22 protein-coding genes are annotated in these 24,255 nt (G+C 73.5%); 11 read left to right on the top strand and 11 right to left on the bottom strand.

Annotation, left to right across the window (positions count from 1 at the left end; translation table 11 throughout):
- Positions 1 to 357: 357 nt before the first annotated feature.
- The 6 genes from ISP_RS22955 to ISP_RS22930 form a co-directional block, all read right to left on the bottom strand.
- Positions 358 to 1,950 carry a phytoene desaturase family protein gene (locus ISP_RS22955; protein ID WP_013226132.1) on the bottom strand — a complete coding sequence of 531 codons (1,593 nt, stop codon included), beginning with the start codon at positions 1,948 to 1,950 and terminating at the stop codon, positions 358 to 360.
- A gap of 17 nt (positions 1,951 to 1,967) precedes the next feature.
- Complete coding sequence (locus ISP_RS22950) at positions 1,968 to 3,041, bottom strand: NAD-dependent epimerase/dehydratase family protein (protein ID WP_013226131.1); 1,074 nt, start codon at positions 3,039 to 3,041, stop codon at positions 1,968 to 1,970.
- Positions 3,042 to 3,075: 34 nt separating this feature from the next.
- Positions 3,076 to 5,100 carry a CocE/NonD family hydrolase gene (locus ISP_RS22945; protein ID WP_013226130.1) on the bottom strand — a complete coding sequence of 675 codons (2,025 nt, stop codon included), beginning with the start codon at positions 5,098 to 5,100 and terminating at the stop codon, positions 3,076 to 3,078.
- Between the two features lie 19 nt (positions 5,101 to 5,119).
- Positions 5,120 to 6,310 carry a zinc-dependent alcohol dehydrogenase gene (locus tag ISP_RS22940; protein WP_013226129.1) on the bottom strand — a complete coding sequence of 397 codons (1,191 nt, stop codon included), beginning with the start codon at positions 6,308 to 6,310 and terminating at the stop codon, positions 5,120 to 5,122.
- Positions 6,311 to 6,373: 63 nt separating this feature from the next.
- A complete protein-coding gene (locus ISP_RS22935; RefSeq protein ID WP_013226128.1) occupies positions 6,374 to 7,369 on the bottom strand; it encodes an inorganic phosphate transporter in 996 nt (331 codons plus the stop codon).
- Entirely contained in the window at positions 7,370 to 7,984 is a 615-nt protein-coding gene (locus ISP_RS22930) for a DUF47 domain-containing protein (RefSeq protein WP_013226127.1), read from the bottom strand. It abuts the gene before it with no gap.
- A 93-nt stretch (positions 7,985 to 8,077) separates the two neighbouring features.
- Here ISP_RS22930 and ISP_RS22925 point away from each other — a divergent pair, with 93 nt between their 5' ends.
- Together ISP_RS22925 and ISP_RS22920 are read left to right on the top strand one after the other, a co-directional pair.
- On the top strand, positions 8,078 to 9,019 hold the full coding sequence (locus ISP_RS22925; RefSeq protein WP_013226126.1) for a glycosyltransferase: 942 nt from the start codon (positions 8,078 to 8,080) through the stop codon (positions 9,017 to 9,019).
- Positions 9,020 to 9,042: 23 nt separating this feature from the next.
- Positions 9,043 to 10,251, top strand: a complete 1,209-nt coding sequence (locus ISP_RS22920) for a glycosyltransferase family 4 protein (protein ID WP_013226125.1) — start codon at positions 9,043 to 9,045, stop codon at positions 10,249 to 10,251.
- A gap of 84 nt (positions 10,252 to 10,335) precedes the next feature.
- Here the strand turns inward: ISP_RS22920 and ISP_RS22915 are convergent, their stop codons facing one another.
- Genes ISP_RS22915 through ISP_RS22905 form a run of 3 tightly spaced genes read right to left on the bottom strand, consistent with a single transcriptional unit; the run spans position 10,336 to position 12,925 of the window.
- Positions 10,336 to 11,226, bottom strand: a complete 891-nt coding sequence (locus tag ISP_RS22915) for a glycosyltransferase family 2 protein (RefSeq protein ID WP_013226124.1) — start codon at positions 11,224 to 11,226, stop codon at positions 10,336 to 10,338.
- A complete protein-coding gene (locus tag ISP_RS22910; protein WP_013226123.1) occupies positions 11,205 to 12,071 on the bottom strand; it encodes a glycosyltransferase family 2 protein in 867 nt (288 codons plus the stop codon). Before ISP_RS22910 ends, ISP_RS22915 begins: the two co-directional genes overlap by 22 nt.
- The gene (locus ISP_RS22905) at positions 12,068 to 12,925 is read right to left on the bottom strand and encodes a polysaccharide pyruvyl transferase family protein (protein WP_013226122.1); all 858 of its coding nucleotides are present in this window, start codon (positions 12,923 to 12,925) and stop codon (positions 12,068 to 12,070) included. Before ISP_RS22905 ends, ISP_RS22910 begins: the two co-directional genes overlap by 4 nt.
- Before the next feature lie 73 nt (positions 12,926 to 12,998).
- On the opposite strand from ISP_RS22905, the gene ISP_RS22900 reads away from it, so the two are divergent.
- The 9 genes from ISP_RS22900 to ISP_RS22860 all read left to right on the top strand — a co-directional run bounded on the left by ISP_RS22900 (position 12,999) and on the right by ISP_RS22860 (position 21,509).
- A complete protein-coding gene (locus tag ISP_RS22900) occupies positions 12,999 to 13,964 on the top strand; it encodes a UDP-glucuronic acid decarboxylase family protein (protein WP_176742236.1) in 966 nt (321 codons plus the stop codon).
- Between the two features lie 112 nt (positions 13,965 to 14,076).
- On the top strand, positions 14,077 to 15,750 hold the full coding sequence (locus tag ISP_RS22895; protein ID WP_013226120.1) for a carbamoyltransferase family protein: 1,674 nt from the start codon (positions 14,077 to 14,079) through the stop codon (positions 15,748 to 15,750).
- Positions 15,750 to 16,310, top strand: coding sequence for a D-sedoheptulose-7-phosphate isomerase (locus tag ISP_RS22890; protein ID WP_013226119.1), 561 nt, complete (start codon positions 15,750 to 15,752; stop codon positions 16,308 to 16,310). Before ISP_RS22895 ends, ISP_RS22890 begins: the two co-directional genes overlap by 1 nt.
- Positions 16,307 to 17,674: a PfkB family carbohydrate kinase gene (locus ISP_RS22885; protein WP_013226118.1), complete on the top strand. Its 1,368-nt coding sequence runs from the start codon at positions 16,307 to 16,309 to the stop codon at positions 17,672 to 17,674. Before ISP_RS22890 ends, ISP_RS22885 begins: the two co-directional genes overlap by 4 nt.
- Before the next feature lie 25 nt (positions 17,675 to 17,699).
- Positions 17,700 to 18,386, top strand: coding sequence for an SDR family oxidoreductase (locus ISP_RS22880; RefSeq protein ID WP_013226117.1), 687 nt, complete (start codon positions 17,700 to 17,702; stop codon positions 18,384 to 18,386).
- Positions 18,377 to 19,327: a glycosyltransferase family 9 protein gene (locus ISP_RS22875; RefSeq protein ID WP_013226116.1), complete on the top strand. Its 951-nt coding sequence runs from the start codon at positions 18,377 to 18,379 to the stop codon at positions 19,325 to 19,327. The genes ISP_RS22880 and ISP_RS22875 overlap by 10 nt, the downstream gene beginning before the upstream one ends.
- The gene (locus ISP_RS22870) at positions 19,320 to 20,630 is read left to right on the top strand and encodes a UDP-glucose dehydrogenase family protein (protein ID WP_013226115.1); all 1,311 of its coding nucleotides are present in this window, start codon (positions 19,320 to 19,322) and stop codon (positions 20,628 to 20,630) included. The genes ISP_RS22875 and ISP_RS22870 overlap by 8 nt, the downstream gene beginning before the upstream one ends.
- Complete coding sequence (locus ISP_RS22865; protein ID WP_013226114.1) at positions 20,627 to 21,232, top strand: flavodoxin family protein; 606 nt, start codon at positions 20,627 to 20,629, stop codon at positions 21,230 to 21,232. Before ISP_RS22870 ends, ISP_RS22865 begins: the two co-directional genes overlap by 4 nt.
- 97 nt (positions 21,233 to 21,329) lie before the next feature.
- On the top strand, positions 21,330 to 21,509 hold the full coding sequence (locus tag ISP_RS22860; protein ID WP_013226113.1) for a hypothetical protein: 180 nt from the start codon (positions 21,330 to 21,332) through the stop codon (positions 21,507 to 21,509).
- A gap of 40 nt (positions 21,510 to 21,549) precedes the next feature.
- On the opposite strand, the gene ISP_RS22855 is transcribed toward ISP_RS22860, so the two are convergent.
- Both ISP_RS22855 and ISP_RS22850 read right to left on the bottom strand, forming a co-directional pair.
- The gene (locus ISP_RS22855; RefSeq protein ID WP_013226112.1) at positions 21,550 to 22,689 is read right to left on the bottom strand and encodes an FUSC family protein; all 1,140 of its coding nucleotides are present in this window, start codon (positions 22,687 to 22,689) and stop codon (positions 21,550 to 21,552) included.
- A 188-nt stretch (positions 22,690 to 22,877) separates the two neighbouring features.
- Complete coding sequence (locus tag ISP_RS22850) at positions 22,878 to 24,227, bottom strand: aldehyde dehydrogenase family protein (protein ID WP_013226111.1); 1,350 nt, start codon at positions 24,225 to 24,227, stop codon at positions 22,878 to 22,880.
- Positions 24,228 to 24,255: the final 28 nt, after the last annotated feature.

The following is a 24,255-nucleotide window of genomic DNA, read 5'->3' as shown; positions in this document are numbered from 1 at the left end:
AGCAGCGGCAACGCCGTTTTTGTCGGTGTGCGCCGATACGCTGGATCCGGGGGGCGCCCCCGCGCGGGAGGTGAGGTTCAGCCGGGCCCACCGAACCCGGCGGGGATCGAGATTTGGCGGCGGGGGACTGAAGCCCGGTGGGAAGCAGGGTTCGACTGCGCAAGGCTGAATCCAGCTGGAGGCGAGTTCGGCCGCGCCGGAACGGAGCCCCTCGACTGTGCCGGGCAACCGCCGATCACCGGCGCCCCGGCCTCAGCCGTAGACCGGCGCGGCCAGCCACTCCACCGCTCAAACGCTCCCGGCCTGAGCCATGGACCGCGCACCCGGGCACCCGAGCCCCGCAAGCGTCGCCCGGTCTCAGCTGTAGATCGCCCGGTGGGCCGCCCGGATCACCGCCGCATAGCCGCCGCCCAGCATTCCCGCCCGGGCCATTGCCGCGCGGGCCGCGTTCGCTCCCGGGCCGCCGTGGACCGCTCCTCCCGGGTGGGCCGATGCTCCCGCCAGGTACAACCGGTCCACCGGCGTGTCCGCGCGGCCCGTGCTCGGCACCGGGCGGAAGAACAGCTGCTGGTGGATCGCCGTCGTCCCCCCGTTGATCGCACCGCCGACCAGGCCCGGGTTGTGGCCCGCCAGCTCCGCCGGTCCCTGGGGGTACCGGGCCTTGATCAGCTCCGTGAACCCCGGCGCGTTCGCTTCGACCATCTCCTCGATCCGCTTGACCCGCCGGTCCAGCGTCGCCCGGTTCTCCACCGTGCCGCGCGGCACGTGCGTGTACGCCCACGCTGCTTCCGTGCCCGCCGGCGAGCGCGTCGGGTCGCTCGTGGTCATCTGGCCGAGCAGCAGGAACGGCCGGCGCGGGGTCCGGCCGCGGGCGAGCTCGCCCCCGAACGCCGAGAGCCCGTCGAGGTCCGTTCCGAGGTGGATCGTGCCCGCGCCGCGCGCCGCCGCGGCCGTCCACGGGATCGGGCCGGACAGCGCCCAGTCGACCTTCACCGTCGCACTGTCCCACTCGAACTTGCCGAGGTCCTCGAGCAGCCGGGACGGCAGCCACTCCTCCCCCACCAGTTCGCCGTACAGCACCGGGGCCGGCACGTCGGCGAGCACGGCCTTGTGCGCCCGCACCGGGTCGCCGGCCGCGTCCCGCACCCCCAGCGCCCGCCCGCCGCCGACGAGAATTTCCCGCGCCGGACGTCCGAAGTGGACTTTGCCGCCCCGCGACTCCAGCCGGCGGACCAGCGCCGCGGCGAGTTCGCCCGCTCCCCCTTCGGGCACGGGGAAACCCTCGTCCTGGCCGATCATCGCGAGCAGCCAGCCGAACACCGCGCTGCCGGCGTTGTCCACGGAAAGGTCGCTGTGCGCGGAATTCCCGGCCAGCAGCAGCTTCGCGCCTTCGCCGGCGAACAGTTCGTCGCCGAAGCGGCGCGCGGGCAGCGTCAGCATCCGGGCCAGCCGCAGGGCGTCCCCGGTCCCGGTGCGGCGCAGCAGCTTCAGCGCCGGGCGGACCGGCGGGAACGGCGTGAACATCGCGTCCAGCAGCGGCTCGCGGATTTCGCGCCACTGCTCGAACAACCGCCGCCACGCGTCGCCGTCGCCCGGGGCGAACTCGTCGGCCGACGCCGCCGTGCGGTCGATGTCCCGGGAAAGGACCGCGCACCGGTCGTCGGGCAGCACGTGCGCCAGCACGTCGGGCGCGTGCCGCCAGCGCAGGCCGTGTTCGTCCAGCCGCAGGCCGCGGATCACCGGCGACACCGCGCTCATCGGGTAGAAGGCGCTGAACAGGTCGTTGCGGAAGCCCGGCTCGGTGACCTCGGCGGTCTGGATGGCACCGCCGGCGTGCTCGGTCGCCTCCAGGACCAGCACCGACCAGCCCGCGTCGGCCAGGAGGTTCGCCGCCACCAGGCCGTTGTGCCCGGCGCCGATCACCACGGCGTCGACGGCTTCCGTACTCACTGCGGCCTCCCGGCTGCTCAGGCTTGCGACTGGTGGCTCGGCCCGACCCGGGTGAGCGAGCGGAGCCGGGCCAGGACCCCGTCGCGGCGCGGCGGAGCCAGGGGCGGGCTCGCCGCCCCCGCGCCCGACCGGAGCCCGGCGACCAGGTCGGCGAGCGCGGCCGCGGCGTCATACCGAGGTTGCCAGCCCAGCGCGGTCTCCGCCAGCGTGGTGTCCCCGAGCGCGGCGCGGTCGGCCAGCTCGAGCCAGCCCGGGTGCACCGGCAGCACCCCGCCCAGCCAGGCCGCCCGGGTCGCGAGCCGCACCACCGGCTTCGGCACCGGGAGGCGGGTTCCGCCGAGGACACCGGCCAGCGCGTCGGCGTCGAGCACCTCCGGCGCGGCCAGGTTGACCGCGCCGGTGAAGCCGGTGTCCAGGATCAGCCGGATCGCCTCGGCGACGTCGGTGGTGTGCACCACCTGCGCGCGCAGGTCCGTCCACAGCGGAACCGGCAGCCGCCGTCCGCCGACGAGGTGGGCGGGTACCGCCGGGCCGAGCAGCCAGCGCGCGAACTCGCCGGCCGCGCTCCGGTGCAGGATCGCGCACGGCCGGATCCGCGCCACCTCGACCTGCGGGTACTCCTCTTCGAACCGGTCCAGCAGGGTTTCCAGCGCCGCCTTGCCCCGGCTGTAGGCGCTCCCGGGGACGCCGTCGCACGGCCAGTCCTCGGTCACCTTCTCCCAGCGGGGCGCCGGCCCGTAGGCGGCCACCGACGACGCGATGACCACGTGCGGCACCCCGGCGCCCGCCGCCGCGGCGAGCACGTGCCGGGTGCCGTGGTCGTTGGTCCGCCACATCGGCGGGTCGCCGCGCACCGGCGAGATCGCCCACGCCAGGTGGACGACAGCGTCCGCACCCGCGAACACCTCCGCCAGCTCCTCCTCCGCACCGGGAAGGCCGACGTCGACGGCCCGCCAGCTCGCCCGGCGGTACGGCTCGGCCGTCGTGTCGGGCAGCCGCCGCGCGAGCCCGGCCACGTCGTGGCCGGGCTCGAGCGCGTCCAGCAGGGCCGTTCCGACGTTCCCGGTCGCCCCGGTGATCACGATGCGCACACCCGGTGCGTACCCCGTCACGCGTTGGTGAAACTCAGACGAGGTCCCGGGGAATCCGCCGGTGCCAGTTCCGCGAGACGATCCGCCGCGCCCCGTCGTAGCCGTCGAGCTGCGCATCGACGACGAACTCGGTATCGGTGCAGGACACCCGCGTGCGGGTCTCGCTGCGCGCCACCCAGTCGCCGCGCGCGAAGGTGACGTCCCACGCGGTTTCCGCCACCGGGGAGCAGAAGTCGTCGGCGACCCAGCTGTACCGCTCGCGGACGTCCCGGGTGACCTCCAGGTCGAGCTCGTCGTACCGGACGGTCCCCGCGTTCTTCACGATGTCCAGCGCCGACCGGTAGCCGACGAGGTCCCGCGAGACCGTCCAGCGCTGCTCCCCCGGCGTCAGGGCCGTCACGGACATCGGCGGCGCGCCTTCGGGTTCCCCGAACGGCCGGGCCGGCAGTTCGTCCGGCTCGGCGACCGGGCGCACCGGCAGCTCCAGCGCACTCTGTCCGGTGTGGACACTCAGGAGCACGGGCGTCGGCGGCGGCCAGGCCAGCGGCCAGTAGGACGTCGACAGCGAGAGCCGGATCCGGTGCCCCGCCGGGAAAACCTGCGCCACGGCGTTCAGCTCGATCTCGACCGAGCAGCGCTCACCCGGCTCCATCGGCGCGGGCTCGTCGTGGCCGTCGCGGTGGGTCAGGTTGAGCAGCCCGTAGGTGACGCGGGTGGCCCGCCCGTCCGGCGCGACGTCGGACAGCCGAGCCGCCACCATCGCGACCGGCCGGTCGGCCGAGACCACCAGCCGCACCTTCGGGGAGCCGAGGATCTCGCAGCGCTCGGTGAGCACGTCGGTGTCGAAGACCAGCGACCCGCCGTCCTCTTCGCGCTGGTCGTAGGGCAGGTCCGGCGGGGCGCTGTAGGACGCCCACTTCCCGGAGAACTGCCCGACCGACAGCGGCGACGACACGGTCAGCGTCTCGTCGGGCACCGCCTCCCCCGGCCGCGCGAGGCGGTGCGGGGCCAGCGGCAGCTCCTGCGGTTTGACGTGCGGCGACGGCCAGGTGGCCTCCCCGACCCAGCGGCCGGGGCGGTCTTCGTAGGACGTCGACGGCGGCACGCTCTCCTGCATCCAGGTCCGCAGCATCGGCCCGTCCATCGCGCCGTTCTCTTCCCCGCGCAGCCAGTGGTCCCACCACCGGACGACCTCCTGGAGGTAGCCGATCGCCGGGCCGGGCTCGCCGAGGTGCGGGTACTTGTGCGACCACGGGCCGATCAGGCCGCGCCGCGGCACGTCGAGGTGGGCCAGGAGCCGGATCACCGCGTTGGAGTAGCCGTCGGCCCAGCCGCTCGAGGCCAGCACCGGCACCTGGACGTCGCTGTAGTTCTCCGACACCGACGCGTGCCGCCAGTAGTCGTCACGCCGCTGGTGGCCGAGCCAGTTCTCGATCCACAGGCTGCAGTTCTCCAGCCGCTCCAGCCACATCTCCCGCCACCGCTGCCCGACGATCGCCGGATCGGGCGGCAGGGTCGCGTAGGCGAACATCGTGCCGGACTCGGCGACGTTGTCCGAGAGCAGGCAGCCGCCCATGTAGTGCATGTCGTCGGCGAAGCGGTCGTCGGTGAACGACGAAATCACGATCGCACGCAGGCTCGGCGGTTTCCGCGCCGCGACCTGCAACGCGGCGAAGGCACCCCAGGAGATCCCCATCATCCCGGTGTCGCCGGTGCACCACGGCTGCCCGGCGATCCACTCGAGGACCTCTTCGGCGTCGAGCTGCTCGCGTTCGAGGTACTCGTCGGCCAGGAGGCCCTCGGACTCACCGGTGCCGCGGATGTCCACGCGCACGCAGGCGTACCCGTGCCCGGCGAGGTAGGGGTGGTGGATGGAGTCGCGGGGCGCGGTGAGGTCGCGCTTGCGGTAGGGGATGTATTCGAGGATCGCCGGCACCGGGTCGGTGTCCGACGAGACCGGCCGCCAGATGCGGGCGGACAGGACGGTCCCGTCGGACATCGGGATCCGGACGTGGTCTTCCTCGGTGATTTCGGACGGCAGCGAGGTGACGGCTCGCAAGAGCAACTTCCTCCCGGGGTTACTTGGCGGGCTGCAGCAGGATCTTCTGGGCGCCGTCGAGCTTCTTCTGGAAGATCTCGTACGCACGCGGCGCTTCTTCCAGCGGCAGCTTGTGCGTGGCGAAGCCCTCGACGCCGAGCGGGTCGCCGTCGCCGGTGAGCACCGGCATGATGTCGTCCAGCCAGTGCCGGACGTTGGCCTGGCCCATCCGCAGCTGGATCTGCTTGTCGAACAACTCCATCATCGGCATCGGGTCGACCATCCCGCCGTAGACGCCGGACAGCGAGATCGTGCCGCCGCGGCGGACGCTGTCGATGGCGGCGTAGAGCACGCTGAGCCGGTCGATCCCGGCCTTCTCGGTGATCTTCTCGCCCAGCGGCTGCGGCAGCAGGCCGACGAGGGTGTGCGCCAGCTTGCCGACCGGGGCGCCGTGCGCCTCCATGCCGACCGCGTCGATCACCGAGTCCGCGCCCCGCCCGTTCGTCAGCTGCCGGATCGAGTCGCCGATTTCCTTGTGGTCCCGCGTGTCGAGCGCGGTGGCGCCGTGTTCACGGGCCCGGGCGAGGCGCTCGGGCACGAGGTCGACGCCGATCACCTGGCCGGCGCCGCGGTGCCGCGCGATCCGGCAGGACATCTGCCCGATCGGGCCGAGGCCGAAGACGACGACCGTGCCGCCGTCCGGAACGTTCGCGTACTCGACGGCCTGCCAGGCGGTCGGGACGACGTCGGAGAGGTAGACGAACCGCTCGTCCGGCGGGCCGTCCGGCACCTTGATCGGCCCGTAGTGGGCCTGCGGCACCCGCAGGTATTCGGCCTGGCCGCCGGGGACCTGACCGTAGAGCTTGGTGTAGCCGAGCAGCGAGGCACCCTTGCCGTGCTCCCTGACCTGGGTCGTTTCGCACTGCGACTGCAGGCCGCGCTCGCACATCCAGCAGTGGCCGCAGGAGATGTTGAACGGGACCACCACGCGGTCGCCGGGCTTGAGGTTCGTCACCTCCGGCCCGACCTCCTCGACCACGCCCATCGGCTCGTGACCGAGGATGTCGCCCTCGGTCATGAACGCGCCCAGCACCTCGTACAGGTGCAGGTCGGAGCCGCAGATGCCGGTCGAGGTGATCCGCACGACCGCGTCCGTGGCCTCCTCGATCTTCGGATCCGGCACCTCTTCGACGCGGACGTCGCGTTTGCCGTGCCAGGTCACTGCCTTCATGGCTCTCCCTTTCCGCGGACGGGTGTCTCCGCCCCGGCTTCCCGCGGGTGGCGGCCGACAAACTCAGGTGATCAGGTCGGCCACCAGATACACGGCCGCGGCCACCGCCGCGGCGGCCGGGAAGGTCAGCACCCAGCCCAGCACGATGTCGCGCGCGATCCCCCACCGCACCGCCGACAGCCGCCGCGTCGCGCCGACACCCATGATCGCCGCCGTGATGACGTGCGTCGTCGAGATCGGTGCCTTCACCGCGAACGCCGTCACGTACAACACCGACGACGCCACCGATTCCGCGACGAAGCCGTGCGGCGGGTCGAGCGGGAAGACCCGCCTGCCGAGCGTCCGCATGATCCGCAGACCACCCGAATAGGTGCCCAGCGACAAGGCCGCGGCGCACGCCAGGGTCACCCACAACGGGACCGCGAACGTCGACTGCTGCCCGGCCGCGACCAGCGCCAGCACGATCACGCCCATGCCCTTCTGGGCGTCTTGCAGGCCGTGGCCAAGCGCGAGCGCCGAGGCGGAGACGAGCTGGAACCGGCGGAACACCCGGCCGCTGCGGTGCGGGTTCGCGCGGCGCAGCAGCCACAGCGCCGCGACCATGGCGAAGTAGCCCAGCGCCAGGCCGAGCAGCGGCGACGCCACCATCGGGATCAGCACCTTCTCGGCGATCCCGGCCCAGTGCACGGTGCTCGCGGCGGCCAGCGCCGCACCGACCATGCCGCCGATCAGCGAGTGCGAGGACGACGACGGGAGCCCGAAGTACCAGGTGATGAGGTTCCAGGTGATGGCGCCGGCCAGTGCCGCGAAGACCACGGTGAGCGCGTCCGGCCCCACCGGGACGTCGATGATCCCCTTGGCCACCGTCGCGGCGATGCCGGTCGACAGCAGCGCGCCCGCCAGGTTCATCACCGCCGCCAGCACGAGGGCGGCCCGCAGGGTCAGCGCCCGCGTCGACACCGCGCTGGCGATGGCGTTGGCCGCGTCGTGGAACCCGTTGGTGTAGTCGAAGACGAGCGTCAGCACGATCACGGTGACCAGGGCGGCGGTCCCCGTCACTCAGGACTCCTTGACCGCGATGGTCTGCACCACGTCGGCCAGGTGTTCGAACGCGTCGGCGGCCAGCTCGAACTGCTCGACGACCTCCTTGGTCTTCAGCACCTCGAGGGCGTCCCCGCCCGGCTCGAACAGGTGGGCAAGGATCCGCCGGTAGACGCGGTCGGCCTCGTTCTCGAGCTCGTTGATCTCGATCCAGAACGGCTCGAGCTCACCCACCTTGGCCAGGCCGGGCATCGACGAAGCCGTCAGCTCGGCGGCCCGGCAGAGCACCCGGACCAGGACGTCGGTCCCCGGCGGGAAGGTGCCGATGCGGTACAGCACGGCCAGGTCCGCCGCGGTGTCCATGAAGTCGAGGACGTCGTCGATCTTCGCGGCGAGGGCCTGGATGTCCTCGCGGTCGAACGGTGTCACGAACGAGCTGTTGAGCTCCACCATGATCGTGTGCGTCAGCTCGTCGCCCTGGTGCTCGACCTCGTGCAGGCGCTTCGCGATCGATTCCCGCCCGGCGGGATCGGCGGCGACGAGGTCCCCGAGCAACGCGGTCGCGGTGACGAGGTTCTTCGCCGCGTCGGCGAGCAGGTCGAAAAAGCGGGTGCCCCGTGGGGTGAAGCGCATGGATGGCAGTCCCTTCGTCGCGCACACCGGACGCGCGCCGAGTACCCCGTCCGGCCGGACGTTTAACGGCCGATCTCCGGGAAATCAGGAGTCATGACCGATCCCGGATCCCGGCGCCTGAGAGTACTGCTCTGGCACGTCCACGGCTCGTGGACGGACGCTTTCGTCCGCGGCCGCCACGACTACCTCCTGCCGGTGTCACCCGATGGTGCACCCTGGGGTCTCGGCAAGGCGGGGCGGAACTGGCCGTCGGTGACCGAGGTGCCGCTCGACCGGCTGGCGGAGGCCGAGCCCGACGTCGTCGTCCTGCAACGCCCGGAGGAGCTCGACTTCGCCGCGCGGCTGGGCGTTCCGGCCGTCTACGTGGAACACAACGCGCCCCGGCCGTACGCCGCGTCCAGCGAACACCCGCTCGCCGGCCGGTCCGACACCACCGTCGCGCACGTGACGCACTTCAACGCGGCGATGTGGGACTGCGGCCGCGCGCCGGTGACCGTGGTGCCGCACGGCATCCCCGATCCGGGACCGCGCTACACCGGTGAGCTCGCCGCCGGCGTGTCGATGATCAACGAACCGGTGCGGCGCCGTCGCGTCACCGGCGCCGACCTGCTCGGCACGCTCGCCGGGGAGGGCCCCGTCGACGTGTTCGGTATGGGGACCGAGGAGCTCGGCGCGCCGCTGCGCGGGCTGGGTGACGTCCCGGCGCCGAAGCTGCACGACGAGATCGCCCGCCGCCGCGTCTACCTGCACACCGCCCGGTGGACCTCGCTGGGGCTGTCCCTTTTGGAGGCCATGCACCTGGCGATGCCGGTCGTCGTCTTCGCCGCCACCGAAGCGGTCGAGGCGGTGCCGGACGACGCCGGTGTGCTCTCCACGGACGTCTCGGTGCTGGCCCGCGGTTTCCGCGAGCTGCTGCACGAACCCGACTTCGCCGCGCTGGCCGGCAAGAACGCCCGCGAACACGCCCTGAAGCACTACGGGCTGGACGCCTTCCTGACCGCTTGGGACCACCTCCTCGCCGAGACGGCCCGTTGACCTGTGAAGGGAACGCCTCACCGATGAAGATCGCGATGGTGTCCGAGCACGCCAACCCGTTGGCCGTGCTGGGCGAAGCCGACGCCGGTGGCCAGAACGTGCACGTCGCCGAGCTGTCGGCCGCACTGACCCGCGCCGGCCACGACGTCACTGTCTACACGCGCCGGGAAAGCCGCGACGAACCGCCGGAGGTCCGCGCGCCGCAGGGCTTCCGCGTCGTGCACGTGCCGGCCGGGCCGCCGCGCCGGGTGCCGAAGGACCAGCTCCTGCCCTACATGGGCGAGTTCGGCAGCTTCCTGCGGGACCGGTGGGCGCTCGAGCGGCCGGACGTGGCGCACGCGCACTTCTGGATGTCCGGCCTCGCGACCTCGTTGGCGGCGAGCGCGACCGGCACCCCGGTGGCGCAGACCTTCCACGCCCTCGGCGTGGTCAAGAAGCGCTACCAGGGCGACCAGGACACCAGCCCCGCCGACCGCATCCGGCTGGAGCGGATCATCGGCCGCCAGGCCGGGCGCGTGATCGCGACCTGCTCCGACGAGGTCTTCGAGCTGTCCCGCCTCGGCGTCCCGCGGTCGCGGATCTCGATCGTGCCCTGCGGCGTCGACCTCGCCCGGTTCTCCCCCGACGGGCCGGTGGCCCGCCGGCGGCTGCCGCACCGGCTGGTCGCCGTCGGCCGGCTGGTGCCGCGCAAGGGGTTCGACATCGCGATCACCGCCCTCGCCCAGCTGCCGGACACCGAGCTCGTCATCGCGGGCGGCCCGGAGCGGGGCAAGCTGTCCCAGGACCCCGAGGCGGCCCGGCTGCGGCAGCTGGCCGACCGGCTCGGCGTCGGCGACCGCGTCCGCTGGCCCGGCCAGGTGTCGCGCGACGACATGCCGGCCCTGCTGCGCTCGGCCGACGCCGTCGTGTGCACGCCGTGGTACGAGCCGTTCGGGATCGTGCCCCTGGAGGCGATGGCCTGCGGTGTCCCGGTGGTCGCGGCCGCGGTGGGCGGCTTGACCGACACCGTCGTCGACGGCGTCACGGGGCTGCTGGTCCGCCCGCACCAGCCGAAGGAGCTCGCGTCCCGGGCACGCCGGCTGATCGACGACCCGGCGCTCTGCCACGCCTACGGCACCGCGGGCCACGACCGCGCGGTCGCCCGCTACTCGTGGGACCGCGTCGCCGCCGACACCCTGCGCGCCTACCACAAGCTGGTCCCGGAGACGGCGATGACGGCCGAGGCCCGCTGATCGCGACGCCCTGAATGACTCATTCCTGACGTCTGGCGTCAGGAATGAGTCATTCATGACATGCGGTCAGCCCACTCAGCCCACTCAGCCCACGTAGCGGCGGGCCTTCGACTCGCGCTGGGGTGCTTCCAGCAGGCGCAGGCCGTGTTCGACGTGGTGCGGGACCACCCGGCGGTCCCGCAGGACCGACGGCAGGCCGCGGGCCACGTCCAGGAGCGCCGCCGCGGTGGCCCCGTCGAGCGGCGCGGACCGCAGCACGTCCCGGGCGCGGCGGAAGACCGCCGGCCAGGGGCGGCGCAGCAGGAGCGTCCACAACGTGTTGCGGATGCCGAGGCGACGACGGTGGCGGGGGTCGCGCAGCTTCGACGGCGCGTGGTGGATCACGACGTCCTCGGCCCAGCACATCCACCACCCACGCGCGGCGAGGTCCAGGGCGAACAGCTCCTCCTCGCCGCCGAGCCACATCCGCGTCGAGAAGCCGCCGACCTCGCGGAACGCGCTGACGCGCACCGCTGTCAGGCCGGCCATGATGCCGAGCAGCGCCGGTCCCGGCAGCCAGTCGGGGCCGGGCACCGGCGACTCGCGCAGTTCCGGGGTGATCGGGTCCTCGGCCAGGCCGGGCTCGACCAGGCAGCGCCCGGTCACCGAGCCGAGCCCCGGAAACTCGTCCAGCAGGTCGGCGGCGCGGGTCAGCGCGCCGGGCTGCCACGTCGTGTCGTCGTCGCAGAAGGCCACGTACGGCGTCGTCACCTCCTCGACGGCGAGGTTGCGTGCCACCGCGCCGAGATTTTCCGGCAGCCGGAACAGGCGGACGCCGGGGAACTCCCGGGCGACCATGTCGGCCGTGCCGTCCGCGGACCCGTTGTCCGCGACGAAGACCGGCGCGGCGTCCGGCAGGGACGTCATGTGCGCCAGCGTCTCGCGCAACTGCTCGCGGCGGTTGCAGGTGATGATCACGACCGAGATTCGCGCCATTCGGCGGTCCTTTCCAGAGTCCGGGCCTGGTGTTCGACGTGGGCGGGCAGGACGCGCCGCGAGCTCAGCGCGCGCGGCAGCCGCGGCACCGCGCCGAGAACGGCCCCGGGGGCCCGCACGAGCGTGCGCGCCACCTCGCGGCGACAGACCCGCGGTGGGCGGCGCAGCACGGCGATGAGCAGCCGGTTGCGCAGTTCGGCCCGCCGTCGCCACGACGACGGCGGCCGCGACGGCGACGGGTGGTGGTGGGCGCGCAGGCGCCCGACGTAGCAGACCTCCCAGCCGCGCGCGGCCAGGTCGTAGGCCAGCAGCTGTTCCTCCGCACCGAAGTGCAGCAGCGGGCTGAACCCGCCCACCTGCAGGTACGCCGTGCGGCGCACGATCGCGGAGCAGGCGAGGAAGCCGAGCACCAGCGGCCCGGGCGCGCCGGCCGGGTGCCCCAGCGGGCTGCGCTCCATTTCGGGCGTCACCGGATCGTCCCGGCATTCCGGCCCGACGAGGGTGCGCGCCGCGAGCAGGCCGGTCCGCGGGTGCTCGTCGAAGATCCGCTCCGCCTCGGCCAGCGCGTCCGGCGCCCACCACGAGTCGTCGTCGCTGAAGGCGACGTACGGTGTGTCGGCCGCGATGACGCCGAGGGTGCGCGCGGCCGCACCGAGGTTCTGCGGCAGGCGGATCACGCGCACGTTCTCGTGCCGTCCGGCGACGTCGGCCGTGTCGTCCTCGGAAGCGTTGTCCAGCACGACGACCGGCGGCCGGGGGTCCAACGCGGACAGCCGCGCGAGGGTGCGCGCCAGCTCGCCGGCCCGGTTGCGGGTGGCGATGACGACGGTCGTGCGCGCGCTCACCGCGACCCCACCAATTCGTCCACGAGCGCGGCCAGGGAGGCCGGGTGCGCGGGTGGCCGCACCGACGCGGGCAGGCACCACTTCAGGCGGGCGTCGAGCAGCGCGGTGTCGCAGGCGTCTTCGGCGGCCACCACCGGCCAGTCCAGCGCCTTCCCCTGCGCGGTCACCTTCCCGCCGCCGGCCACCGGGTCGACGGCGAGCACCGGCACCCCGGCCTTGAGCCCGAAGACCAGCCCGTGCAACCGGGTGGTCACCAGAGCGTCCATTTTGGACACCAGGGCGGCGAACTGGTCCGGGGTCGCGCACCGCTCCCAGTCCGCGTGCGCAAGCCGGGTGTCCAGTGGCACGCGGGCGCAGTCCAGGCCGGCGAGCCAGCCGGTCAGTGCCTCGTGGACGTCGCCGTGGCGCCCCGCGCTGCCGTATTCCGGCTGGTGCGGCGCCAGGACCACCCCGAGCACCGGCGTGGGCGACACCGGCGCGCCCAGCGCCAGGTCGAGCTCGGCGGTACCGCCGTCGTCGCGCGGGAAGACCCGGTGGAACCCGGTGACCGCCGGGTCTTCGGCGTCCGGCACGGACACCCCGACCGCGATCCGGCGGCAGGACGCGTACCGCTCGTGCAGCGAACGCACCTGCGGCCCGTGCACCGGGCCGCAGGCGAAGACGACGTGCGTGTAGTCGCCGGGTGCCGCGTCGGGCAGGTGCAGGGTGCCGGGCCGGAAGCCGGGGCTCCACGCGACCCGATGGTCGATCCCCGCCTCCGCCAGCGCGTTCCCGGCCGCGCGCAGGCTGAGGACGTCACCCGCGGTGGCTTCTCCGTGCAGAAAACTGGCCCAACCGGTGAGCAGAACTCGCATGGTCCCGGCGCTTACCCGCTCTTCACCCCCTTACACGGTTTTGCGGCCGCCGGGGCCGGGTAGCCGCCACGGCATGACGGATCCGGGAGTGACCAGGCGGTTCGGGCGTGCGGTGGTGACCGGGGGTGCCGGCTTCGTCGGCGCGCACCTGTGCGAGCTGCTGCTCGAAGAGGACATCGAAGTCATCGCCGTCGACAACCTCGCGACGTCCTCGGCGGACAGCCTGGACCACCTGCGCCGCTACGCGGGGTTCCGGTTCGTGCGCCACGACGTCACGCAGCCGATGCCGCCGAGCTGCGAAGCCGACGTCGTCTTCCACCTCGCTTCGGCAGCGTCGCCCCGCGACTACCTGGCCCTGCCCCTGGAAACCCTGCGCGCGGGCTCGCACGGTACCGAGAACGCGCTCGAGCTGGCCCGCCGCGCTCGTGCCCGGTTCGTGCTCGCCTCGACCAGCGAGGTCTACGGCGATCCCCTGGAACACCCGCAGCAGGAGGGGTACTGGGGCAACGTCAACCCGATCGGGCCGCGCAGCGTCTACGACGAAGCCAAGCGCTACGCCGAAGCGCTGACGTCGGCCTACCGCCGCGAATTCGGCGTCGACACGGCGATCGCGCGGATCTTCAACACCTACGGCCCCGGCATGCGCGCCCACGACGGCCGGATGATCCCGGCCTTCCTCGACCAGGCGCTCAAGAACGAGCCCATCACGGTCACCGGCACCGGCGAGCAGACCCGCTCGATCTGCTACGTCGAGGACACCGCCCGCGGCCTGCTGGCCCTCGCCCGGGCGGACCACCCGGGGCCGGTCAACATCGGCAACCCGGAGGAACTGACCGTTCGCCAAGTGGCCGAGCGCATCAAGCACCTCACCGGGTCCCGCTCGCCGATCGAGTACATCGACGCCGTCGTCGACGACCCGCAGCGGCGGTGTCCCGACATCTCCCTCGCGCGTGACGTCCTCGGCTGGGAACCGAAGGTCGACTCCGAAGACGGTCTCCGTCGCACTGCGGCGTGGTTCCGCCGGGCTCCGTCACACTGAGTAGCGACGCCCAGGGCTTTTGCGCGCGACCGTTTATCAACGACTTCGCCGGGTAGCGCTATAGGCGAGAGCGGGCCTCACGAGTCCGCACCGGAACGCCAGAGGCAGGTCGATGCGCATACTCGGGATCAATGCCGTCTTCCACGACCCGGCCGCCGCACTGGTGGTGGACGGGGAGATCGTCGCCGCGGCGGAAGAGGAACGATTCAGCCGCCGCAAGCACGGCAAGCAGGCGGTGCCGTTCTCCACGTGGGAACAGCCCGCCCAGGCCGCCGCCTGGTGCCTGGCCCAGGCGGGGCTGTCCGCGAAGGACCTCGACGCCGTCGGATACTCCTACGACCCCGCCCTGGTCGAGCCGGGCCTGCCCGGGCACGACCCGAGCGGCGAGGAGCTGCGGACGGAATTCGCGAAGCGGGCGCCCCTGTTCCTGAAGTCCGCTTTGCCCGGACTCGACCCGGGCATCGTCAAGTTCGTCCGGCACCACGTCGCGCACGCGGCGTCGGCCGCGCTCGCCGCACCGTTCGGCGACTGCGCCGTGCTCGTCGCCGACGGCCGCGGCGAGAGCACGTCCTACCTGGCCGGTGAGTACCGCGACGGCCGGTTCAAGGAACTGGCGGCGCAGAAGCTGCCGGACTCCCTCGGCCTGCTCTACGAGGACCTGACCGAGCACCTCGGCTTCGCGCGGTCCAGCGACGAGTACAAGGTCATGGCGCTCGCCTCCTACGGCAAGCCCGAATTCCTCGACGAACTCTGCGAGCACGTCCACGTCACCGGCGACGGCGGGTTCCACGCCTCCGGCGTCGACCTGGCCTCGCTGGCCCCACGCCGCAAAGCCGGCGAGCAGCTCAGCCGGCAGCACGCCGATCTCGCCGCGAGTGTCCAGAAAGTCCTCGAAGACATCCTGCTGGAGCTGGCGGACTGGCTGCACGACGCCACCGGCCAACGCGACCTGGCGATGGCGGGCGGGATCGCGCTCAACTGCGTCGCCAACAGCCGGCTGCACGCCGAAGGCCCGTTCGACCGGATCTGGGTGCAGCCCGCCGCCGGGGACGCGGGCACCGCGCTCGGCGCCGCCCTGCAGCTCGCGGCCGAAGCCGGGGAGCCCCGCACGTCCATGGGAGACGCCGGGCTCGGTCGCGGGTGGACCGACGACGAACTCGAAGAAATCCTGATCAAGGCCAAACTCCCCTACGAGCGACCGGACGACCTCGCCGAGACCGTCGCCGAAGCGCTGGCGAACGACGAGGTGATCGCCTGGTTCCAGGGCCGCGCCGAGTTCGGCCCGCGGGCGCTCGGGCACCGGTCGCTGCTGGCCCACCCGGGCCGCCAGGCCAACCTCGAGCGGCTCAACGACGTCAAGGGCCGCGAGCAGTTCCGCCCGGTGGCGCCGATGGTGCGGGCCGAGCGGGCGGCCGAGATCTTCGCCCGCGGCCCGCTGCCCAGCCCGTACATGCTGTTCGTGCACGACGTCGCCGAAGAATGGCGCGACCGCATCCCGGCCATCACGCACGTGGACGGCACCGCCCGCGTGCAGACCGTCGAAGAACGCGAAAACCCGGTGCTGGCCCGGATGCTGGCCGGCTTCGAGCGCCGGACCGGCCTGCCGGTCGTGATCAACACCAGCCTCAACACCGCGGGCCGCCCGATGGTCGACTCGCCGCGGGACGCGCTGGAGTGCTTCGGCTCGGCCCCGATCGACCTGCTCGCGCTGGGGCCGTTCGTGCTCCGGCGTCCCCGATCCACTCGAACCGGCGCGGCGTCGCCGGAGGAGAAGGAGGTGCCGTGATGGAAGACCATCTCGCCGCGTTGGCCGAAGCCGCCGAGCGGACCCGCGAATCCGCCCCCAAGATAACCGCGTGGGGACGGCACCTGGTCGGCGTGTTCGAAGCCGGCGGCCGGCTGCTCGCCTGCGGCAACGGCGGCAGCGCGGCCGAAGCCCAGCACCTGACCGGCGAGCTCGTCGGCCGGTTCCGCCACGAACGCCGTCCCCTCTCGGCCATCGCGCTGCACGCGGACACGTCCGCGACCACGGCGATCGTCAACGACTACGGCGACCACGAGGTCTTCGCTCGCCAGGTGCACGCGCACGGGCGGCCGGGCGACGTGCTGGTGTGCCTGTCCACCAGCGGTGGCAGCCAGAACGTCGTCGCCGCCGCGAAGGCCGCGCACGAGCTGGGCGTGACGACCTGGGCGCTGACCGGGCCCGCCCCGAACCCCCTCGCCGCCCTGTGCGACGACGCCGTGACGGTCGAAGCGCCGACCGTCGCGACCGTGCAGGAAATGCACCTGGTGCTGGTGCACGGCCTGTGCGCGGCCCTCGACACCGCGCTCGGGGTGACCGCGTGAGGCCACTGGTCGTCCTCGGCGACACGCTGCTGGACGTCGACGCCGAAGGCACCGCCGAGCGGCTGTGCCCGGAGGCGCCGGTGCCGGTGGTCGACCTGACGGACCGGCGCCGCCGCCCGGGCGGGGCCGGCTTGGCCGCGCTGCTGGCCGCGCGGTCGGCGGCCGAGGTCGTCCTGGTCACGCCGCTGGGTGACGACGAAGGCGGCCACGCCCTCACCGGGCTGCTGGAACCGGACGTCACCGTGCTGCCGCTGCCGCTGCGCGGCACGACGGTGTGCAAGACCCGGATCCGCGCGGGCGGGCAGTCGTTGCTGCGCCTGGATTCCGGCGACGGCACGGCGACCGCCGACCCGCTGCCCACCCGGGTGCACGACGTCCTGGCGGAGGCCGGCGCGATCCTCGTGGCCGACTACGGCCGCGGCCTGACGCGCAACCCGGACGTCCGGCGGGTCCTGCGGGAGCTGGCCGAGCGGATCCCGGTGGTCTGGGACCCGCACCCCCGCGGCGCCCAGCCGGTGCCCGGCACGCGGCTGGTCACCCCGAACCTCGCCGAGGCGCGCGCGGTGCTCGCCGGGCACGAGGAACCGGCCGAGCTCGCCAAGCTGCTGCGCGGCCATTGGCACGCCGACGCGGTCGCGGTGACCACCGGGGCCCGCGGCGCGGTGCTGGCCGACGGCCTCGGCGAAACGACCGTCCCGATCCCCGCCGCGGCACGGATGCCGGGCCACGCCGCGCCCGACACGTGCGGCGCGGGCGACCGGTTCGCCGCCGCGGCCGCCGCGGCCCTGCTCGGCGGCGCGGACACGACCGAAGCCGTGGTGACCGCGGTCGAGGCGGCCGCCCGGTTCGTCGCCGCCGGCGGCGCGACCGCGCTGTCCACGAACGACGGCCCGGTGCCCGACCCGCAGCCGGCGACCGACGCCTTCGGCCTCGCCGAGCGGATCCGCGCAACCGGCGGCCGACTGATCGCCACCGGCGGCTGCTTCGACCTGCTGCACCCCGGGCACGTGAGCCTGCTGCGGCAGGCCCGCGCCCTCGGCGACGCGCTCGTCGTCTGCCTCAATTCCGACGCGTCGGTGCGGGGTCTGAAGGGCCCCGGCCGCCCGCTGGTCCGCGACCGCGACCGCGCCCGACTCCTCTGCGCTCTGTCCTTTGTGGACGCCGTCGCCGTCTTCGACGAGCCTTCGCCCACCGCCGTCCTGGAGAAGCTGCGCCCGGACGTGTGGGTGAAGGGCGGCGACTACGCGGAAGCGGTCCTGCCCGAACGCGAAGTGGTCGAACGGCACGGCGGCGAAGTCGTGCTCGTCCCGACCGTGCCCGGTTACTCGACGTCCCGGCTGGTCGCCGCGGCGGCCAGTGCCTGAACCCCCTCGCCCGCGAAGGAGAGCGATGCGACCCCTCGGCAACGTCCTGATCACCGGCGGTGCGTCCGGACTCGGCGCCGCCACCGTCGACGCCGTCCGCAAGGCCGGTGGCACCCCGTACGTCCTCGACCGCGTCCGCCCGCAAGATCCGGCCGAATACGTCGAAGCCGACCTGACCGACACCGCCGCGACCGAGGCGGCGGTGCGTGAGCTCGCCGAGCGAGCGGGCGGCCTGGACGGCGTCTTCACCGCCGCCGGCACCGACGCCTGCGGCCCGCTCGGCGAAGTGTCCACAGAGGACTGGGAGCGGGTCGTCAAGGTGAACCTGCTCGGCACGGCCGCGGTGATCCGCGCCGCGCTCCCCTACCTGGAACGCTCCCACGGCACAGTCGTCACGGTCGCGTCCACCCTGGGCATCAAGGCGGTGAGCGACGCGACCGCCTACTGCGCCTCGAAGTTCGGTGTCGTCGGGTTCACCCGCGCGCTCGCCGCCGAGCTGGCCGGGCGCGTCGGCGTCACGCTGCTCATCCCGGGCGGGATGTGGACGCACTTCTTCGACGACCGCACCGACCAGTACAAGCCGCCGCCGGACGCGAAGCTCAACCAGCCCGAGCACGTCGCGAACACCGTCGTGTTCGCGCTGCAGCAGCCGCCGGGCGCCGAGGTCCGCGAGCTGGTCGTGTGCGCTTCGGAGGAGGGGTCGTGGCCGTGAGTGCCGCGGTCCTCGTCCTGCGCGCGCTCGGCGTCGGGGACCTGCTGACGGCGGTACCCGCGCTGCGCGCCTTGCGCGCAGGGTACCCCGGCGACCGGCTGGTGCTGGCCGCGCCGGAAAGCCTGCGGGACCTCGTCGAGCTGATCGACGCGGTCGACGAGCTGCTGCCGACCCCGAAGCTCGGCGAGCTCGCCTGGCCCGGCCCGCCGCCGCGGCTCGCGGTGAACCTGCACGGCAGCGGCCCGGAGAGCATCCACGACCTGCTCGTCGCCGATCCCGCCGAGCTGCTGACCCACCGCCACCCCGACTTCCCCGACGTCGCGGGCCTCGAGTGGCGCGACGACCTGCACGAGGTCGACCGCTGGTGCCGGCTCGTCGAATACCACCACCTGGCGGCGGACCGGTCGGCGCTGACCCTGCCCGTGCCGCCGGGCCCGAGCCCGGCCCCGGACGCCGTCGTGGTGCACCCCGGCGCGGCGTTCCCGGCCCGGCGGTGGCCGCCCGGGCGGTTCGCGACCGTCGTGCGGGACCTCGCCGCGCGCGGGCACCGCGTGGTGCTCACCGGCAGCGCCGCCGAACGCGACCTCGCGGTTTCGATCGCCGAGGCGGCCGGGCTCGGCGAGGACGCCGTGCTGGCCGGGCGCACCGGCTTGGCGGAACTGGCCGCGCTGGTGGCCGGGGCGGCACTCGTCGTCTGCGGCGACACCGGTGTCGGACACCTCGCCACGGCGTTCGGCACGCCGTCGGTGCTGCTGTTCGGCCCGACGCCGCCGCGGCTGTGGGGCCCGCCGCCGTCCGCGCGGCAGCACGTCGTGCTGTGGGCGGGCAATGTCGGCGACCCGCACGGCGAGGAGCCCGACGGCGGCTTGCTGCTGCTCGGCGAGGAGCGCGTGCTGGCCGCGACGCGTTCGGCCCTGGAAGTGCGGGTGGCGCATGGCTGAGCACATCGGGATCGTCGGCGCGGGCTACGTCGGGCTGACCAGTGCCGGCTGCTTCGCGCGGCTCGGGCACCGGGTCACCTGCGTGGACGCCGACGCGTCCAAAGTGGACGAACTGGGCCGTGGCGTCGTGTCGATCGCGGAGCCCGGTCTGGCCGAGCTCGTCGGCCAGGGCCTCGCCGACCGGACGCTGAGCTTCACCACCGCCCAGTCGGAGCTCTACGGCGCGGACCTCGTCTTCCTGTGCCTGCCGACGCCGCCGGCCGAGGACGGGCGCCCCGACCTCGGCGTGCTCGAACACGTCGTGCCGCAGCTCGGGCGGCTGCTGCGGCCCGGCTGCGTGCTGGTCACCAAGTCGACGGTGCCGGTCGGCACCGCGGCGCGGCTGCCCCGCCTGCTGGGCCGCGACGACCTGCCGGTGGTGGCCAACCCGGAGTTCCTCCGCGAAGGGCACGCCGTCGAAGACTTCCTGCACCCGGACCGGGTCGTCGTCGGCACGGACCCGGCGGACTCGCCGGCGGCGCGGCGGGTCGCCCGGCTGTACGAGCCGACCGGCGCCCCGGTGGTGGCGACCGATTCGGCCAGCGCCGAACTCGCGAAGTACGCGAGCAACGCGTTCCTCGCCGTGAAACTGTCCTACGTGAACGTCCTGGCCGAACTGTGCGAGCGGTTCGGCGCGGACGTCCGCGAGGTCTCGCGCACCATGGGCCTCGACGCGCGGATCGGCCCGGAGTTCCTCGCCCCCGGCCCCGGCTGGGGTGGTTCGTGCCTGCCGAAGGACACCTCCGCCCTGCTGCACGCGGCCGAGGCGGCGGGCGTCGACTTCGGCATCCTGCGCGACGCGGTCCGCGTCAACGCCCGGCAGCGCGCCCGGGTGGTGCGGGCCGTGCGGCAGGCCGTGACCGGTTCTCCGGCCGGGTCCCTCGCCGGAGCCCGCATCGGCCTGCTGGGCCTGGCCTTCAAGGCGGGCACCGGCGACCTGCGCGACTCCCCCGCCCTGGCCGTGGCCGACGACCTGGCCCGCGCGGGTGCCGAGCTGACCGCGCACGACCCGGCCGTCGCGTGCGTGCCCGGCACGGGGGCGGTCCAGGTCGTCGACGACCCGTACCTGGTGGCCAAGGACGCCGCGGCGCTCGTCGTGCTCACCGAGTGGCCCGAGTTCCGGGACCTCGACTGGGCCCGGCTGGCCGTCGCGGCCGACCGGGCGGTCGTCGTCGACAGCCGCAACCTGCTCGATCCCGACGTCCTCGCCGAGGCCGGGTTCGCCCACGTCGGCGTCGGCACCCATCCCAGGAGGCAGTCATGACCCTGCGCGTTCTCGCGCTGACCTGCACGCTCAAGCCGTCGCCCGCGAAGTCGAGCAGCGACCTCATGGCGCGGCAGCTGCTCGACCTCTTCGCCGAACGCGGCGCCACCGGCGAGCTGGTCCGCGTGGTCGACCACGACGTCCGCCCGGGCGTCGAGGCCGACATGGGCAACGGGGACGCGTGGCCGGACATCCGGCGCAAGATCGCCGCCGCCGACGTCCTGCTGATCGCCACCCCGACGTGGGTCGGCCACATGTCGAGCGTCGCGCAGCGGGTGCTGGAACGCCTCGACGCGGAACTGTCCGAAACGGACGACGAGGGCCGCCCGGCGATGTTCGGCAAGGTCGGGGTGGCCGCGGTGGTCGGCAACGAGGACGGCGCCCACAAGATCATCGCGGACCTGTTCCAAGCGCTGAACGACGTCGGTTTCACGGTCCCGGCCCAGGGCGCGACGTACTGGAACGGCGAAGCCATGCAGGGCGGTGACTACCAGGACCTCGACGAGACGCCGGAGGCCGTGGCCTCGACGAACGCGACCCTGGTCCGCAACGCCGTCCACCTGGCCACGCTGCTGCAAGAACAGCAGTACCCGGCCAAGTGACTACGCCATTCGAGTGACATCGCTGCGCCGGACGAGTGTGGCGCAGGCCACGTGGGTAACCCCCCGAGACCGTCCATCCGCGTCAGGGGGCTCCACCATGCCGAACCGTGTCATGATCAGCCGCGACAGCAAGCCGATCCCCTGCGAAGAGTGCGGCCTGCCGACGCTGCACGTCGCGCGGCTGGTGTCCGGTGACGGCACTTTGCTGGGCCAGACGATGGTGTGCACGGCCTGCAGCCGGCACCGGTCCGAAACCGAAGCGGTCGCCGTCCAGTAACTCTCGGTGCCTGAAGGCCGCCGCCTCGCCGCGGCGGCCTTCAGCGTTTCTCCAGCTGCTCCAGGAGCAGCCGGGCGGGCAGCGTCATGGTTCCCAGGCCCAGCCGGGCCGGGACGCCGTCTTCGTCCGCCGTCACCAGCCGCTTTTCGAGCTTTTCGAGCAGGGCGCGGCATTCGTCCAGCTCGACCGGTTCCCCCGCCATCGCCACCGACTGCACGGCTCCGGCCAAGTGGTGCATCAGGTCGGCCAACGACTCGCGCGCGTCCGGCCAGGGGTACTCGAACGGGTGCTCGCGCCGGCCCGCCGTCGTGCGCACCGCGGCGAGCAGCTGCGACATCGCGGGCCAGAGCCCGATCAGCGTCCGAAGTGGACGTTCGTGGTTCGTCCCGGCGGAGGGGCGCGCGCGGCGGAGGTTCAGCATCCGCCCTTCCCGCGTCAGGCCGACGGCTTCTTCGGCCGCCAGCACCTGGCTGCGCGTGTCCTGCTCGTGGGACAGCAGGCCGTCGAGGTCTTCGGGCGGCTCGTCCCGGCGGATCACGTCGGACAACGACTCCAGCAGGTCCGCCAGGGCTTTCCCGAGCCGCCCGGCGGCCGCGGCAAGCCGTTCGCCGTAGAGGGGCGGGAAGATCAGCGTGTTGACCGCGACGCCGATGGCCGCGCCCAGCGCCGTTTCGAGCAGGCGGTCGCCGAGCAGCACGGGCTCGCGGGCGGTGCCGTAGGAGATCACGAGCATGCCGGTGACGCCGACCCAGACGCCGGAGTCCCCGAACCGCCGCCAGCTGCCGGCGAGCAGGCCCAGGAAGACAACGGTGGCCAGGGCGACGGCCTGCCACGGGATGAGCTGCCCGGCCACGGCGGCGAGGAGGACCCCGGAGGCGACCGAGCCGACCTGCTGGAGCCACCCCCGAAGCGACCGGTAAACGGTGGCTTCGACGAGGAAGACGGCGGCGTAGGGAGCGAGAAAGGGTTGCGGCAGCCGGAGGACGAGGGTGGCCAGCAGCCAGGCAGCGGTCGCGGCGAGGGTGGCTTTGGCGCTCTGGACGAGGATCCGGCGTTCCCGGCCGGGGACGCGGAGAGCACGGGCCAACCAGCTGACGGGGTTGCGCTCGTGTTGTTCTTCGTCCGATGAGGAGTGGTCGGCGGTCTGCAGCCGGAGCACCTGGGCGAACCGGCCCGCCAAGGGCCGGCCACGTGGTTCTGCGCCGGAAGAGCCTGGGCCTCGCGCTGGGCGAGGGTCCGGGCCCGCGGGGGTGCGGTCGTGCCGCTGGCCGTCCGGCGAGGAGCCCGCGCCCCTCTCCGGCCGGCCTGTCCGGTCCGCCTCCCCCGGCTCCCCCGGCCGGCGCCCTCCCCGTCTTTCGCGCTGTCCGGTCATGCGGGCGGAGCGATGTGCACGAGCTTCGTCTGGGTCATCTCGTCGAGCAGCTCCGGCCCGTAGCCGTACCCGTTGCCGCTGCGGGCGCGGGGGTGTGCCGCTCCGCCCGGGGCTCCGCCGAACACGTTGTTCACCTTGACCGTCCCCGCCGGCAGCTCGCGCCACGCTCGCTGCGCGTGGGCCATCGAGGCCGTCAGCACCGTCGCCGCCAGTCCGTAGTCACCCCTGGCCGCTTCGGTCAGGCCCTCGTCGAAACTCTCCACCACCCGGACCGGCGCCACCGGGCCGAACGTCTCTTCCGTCATCACCCGCAAATCGGGCGCGCAGCCGGTCAAGACCGTCGCCGGGTAGTGCGCTCCGGGGCCGTCCGGGACCGCACCTCCGGTCAGCAGCCGGGCGCCACGAGCGATCGCGTCCGACACGTGGGAGTGCACGTGGTCGCGGTGCCGCCGGTCCACCAGCGGGGCCAGCGTCCGCGACTCGGCCTCCTTCACGAGCGCCGCCAGGAACGGCTCGGCGACCGCCGCGCACACGTAGATCCGCTCGACCGCCACGCAGATCTGGCCCGAGTTGGCGAACGCCCCCAGTGCCGCCTGGCCGGCCGCCCACGCCGGGTCGACGTCTTCGTCGATCACCAGCGGGTCGTTGCCCCCGTTCTCCAGCAACGTCTTCGCGCCCGTCGCGGCCGCGCTCGCGGCGATCGACCGGCCGGTCGCCGTGCTGCCGACGTGGGCGATGACGTCGACGTCGTCACGCATGGCCAGGATCGCGCCGACCCCGCCGTCGCCGTGCAGGGTCTGCAGCACGCCCTCCGGGAAGACGCCGCCGAGCACCTCGCCGAGCAGCTGCCCGGTGTGCGGTGCGCGCTCGCTCGGCTTGTGCACCACCGGGTTCCCGGTGGCCAGCGCCGCCCCCACCAGCCCGCAGGCGACCGCGACCGGGTCGTTCCACGGGGTGAGCGCCACGACCACGCCGCGCGGCTCGGGCACCATCAGATCCGTCGCACCGACGTCGCCGAGCAGGCTGCGGCCGCGGTGGACCGGCCCGAGCTCGGCGTACTGGGCCAACGTGCCCGCACCGGCGAGCACGCCTTCGCGGGCTTCGTCCCGGGGCTTGCCGGTCTCCGCTTCGTTCGTCTTCGCCAGCTCGTCGGCGTGGGCCCGCAGGCGTTCCGCCGCGGTGTGCAGCAGCGCTCCGCGTTCGGCGGCCGGGGTCCGGGCCCACTGCACCCGGGTCCGGCGGGCCAGCGCGAGCGCCGTGTCGATCTCGGCCTCGCCCGCGGCCGGCACAGTGCCCACCACGCTGCCGTCGGCCGGGTTCCGGATTTCGATCGTCCCCGCGGTCATCCGCACCTCCTTCTCGTCGCTCGCCGGT

This window comes from Amycolatopsis mediterranei (assembly GCF_026017845.1).
GTDB lineage: Bacteria > Actinomycetota > Actinomycetes > Mycobacteriales > Pseudonocardiaceae > Amycolatopsis > Amycolatopsis mediterranei.
Note: the sequence above shows the minus strand (reverse complement) of the source record. Positions and strands in the feature narration are given on the sequence as shown.

Bases quoted from the DNA above. Each gene is read 5' to 3' on its own strand.
- ISP_RS22900 (WP_176742236.1), top strand. From the start codon at position 12,999: ATGACGGATCCGGGAGTGACCAGGCGGTTCGGGCGTGCGGTGGTGACC.
- ISP_RS22865 (WP_013226114.1), top strand. From the start codon at position 20,627: ATGACCCTGCGCGTTCTCGCGCTGACCTGCACGCTCAAGCCGTCGCCC.
- ISP_RS22860 (WP_013226113.1), top strand. From the start codon at position 21,330: ATGCCGAACCGTGTCATGATCAGCCGCGACAGCAAGCCGATCCCCTGC.
- ISP_RS22925 (WP_013226126.1), top strand. From the start codon at position 8,078: ATGACCGATCCCGGATCCCGGCGCCTGAGAGTACTGCTCTGGCACGTC.
- ISP_RS22850 (WP_013226111.1), bottom strand. From the start codon at position 24,227: ATGACCGCGGGGACGATCGAAATCCGGAACCCGGCCGACGGCAGCGTG.
- ISP_RS22930 (WP_013226127.1), bottom strand. From the start codon at position 7,984: ATGCGCTTCACCCCACGGGGCACCCGCTTTTTCGACCTGCTCGCCGAC.
- ISP_RS22915 (WP_013226124.1), bottom strand. From the start codon at position 11,226: ATGGCGCGAATCTCGGTCGTGATCATCACCTGCAACCGCCGCGAGCAG.
- ISP_RS22880 (WP_013226117.1), top strand. From the start codon at position 17,700: ATGCGACCCCTCGGCAACGTCCTGATCACCGGCGGTGCGTCCGGACTC.
- ISP_RS22890 (WP_013226119.1), top strand. From the start codon at position 15,750: ATGGAAGACCATCTCGCCGCGTTGGCCGAAGCCGCCGAGCGGACCCGC.
- ISP_RS22895 (WP_013226120.1), top strand. From the start codon at position 14,077: ATGCGCATACTCGGGATCAATGCCGTCTTCCACGACCCGGCCGCCGCA.
- ISP_RS22905 (WP_013226122.1), bottom strand. From the start codon at position 12,925: ATGCGAGTTCTGCTCACCGGTTGGGCCAGTTTTCTGCACGGAGAAGCC.
- ISP_RS22920 (WP_013226125.1), top strand. From the start codon at position 9,043: ATGAAGATCGCGATGGTGTCCGAGCACGCCAACCCGTTGGCCGTGCTG.
- ISP_RS22940 (WP_013226129.1), bottom strand. From the start codon at position 6,310: ATGAAGGCAGTGACCTGGCACGGCAAACGCGACGTCCGCGTCGAAGAG.
- ISP_RS22870 (WP_013226115.1), top strand. From the start codon at position 19,320: ATGGCTGAGCACATCGGGATCGTCGGCGCGGGCTACGTCGGGCTGACC.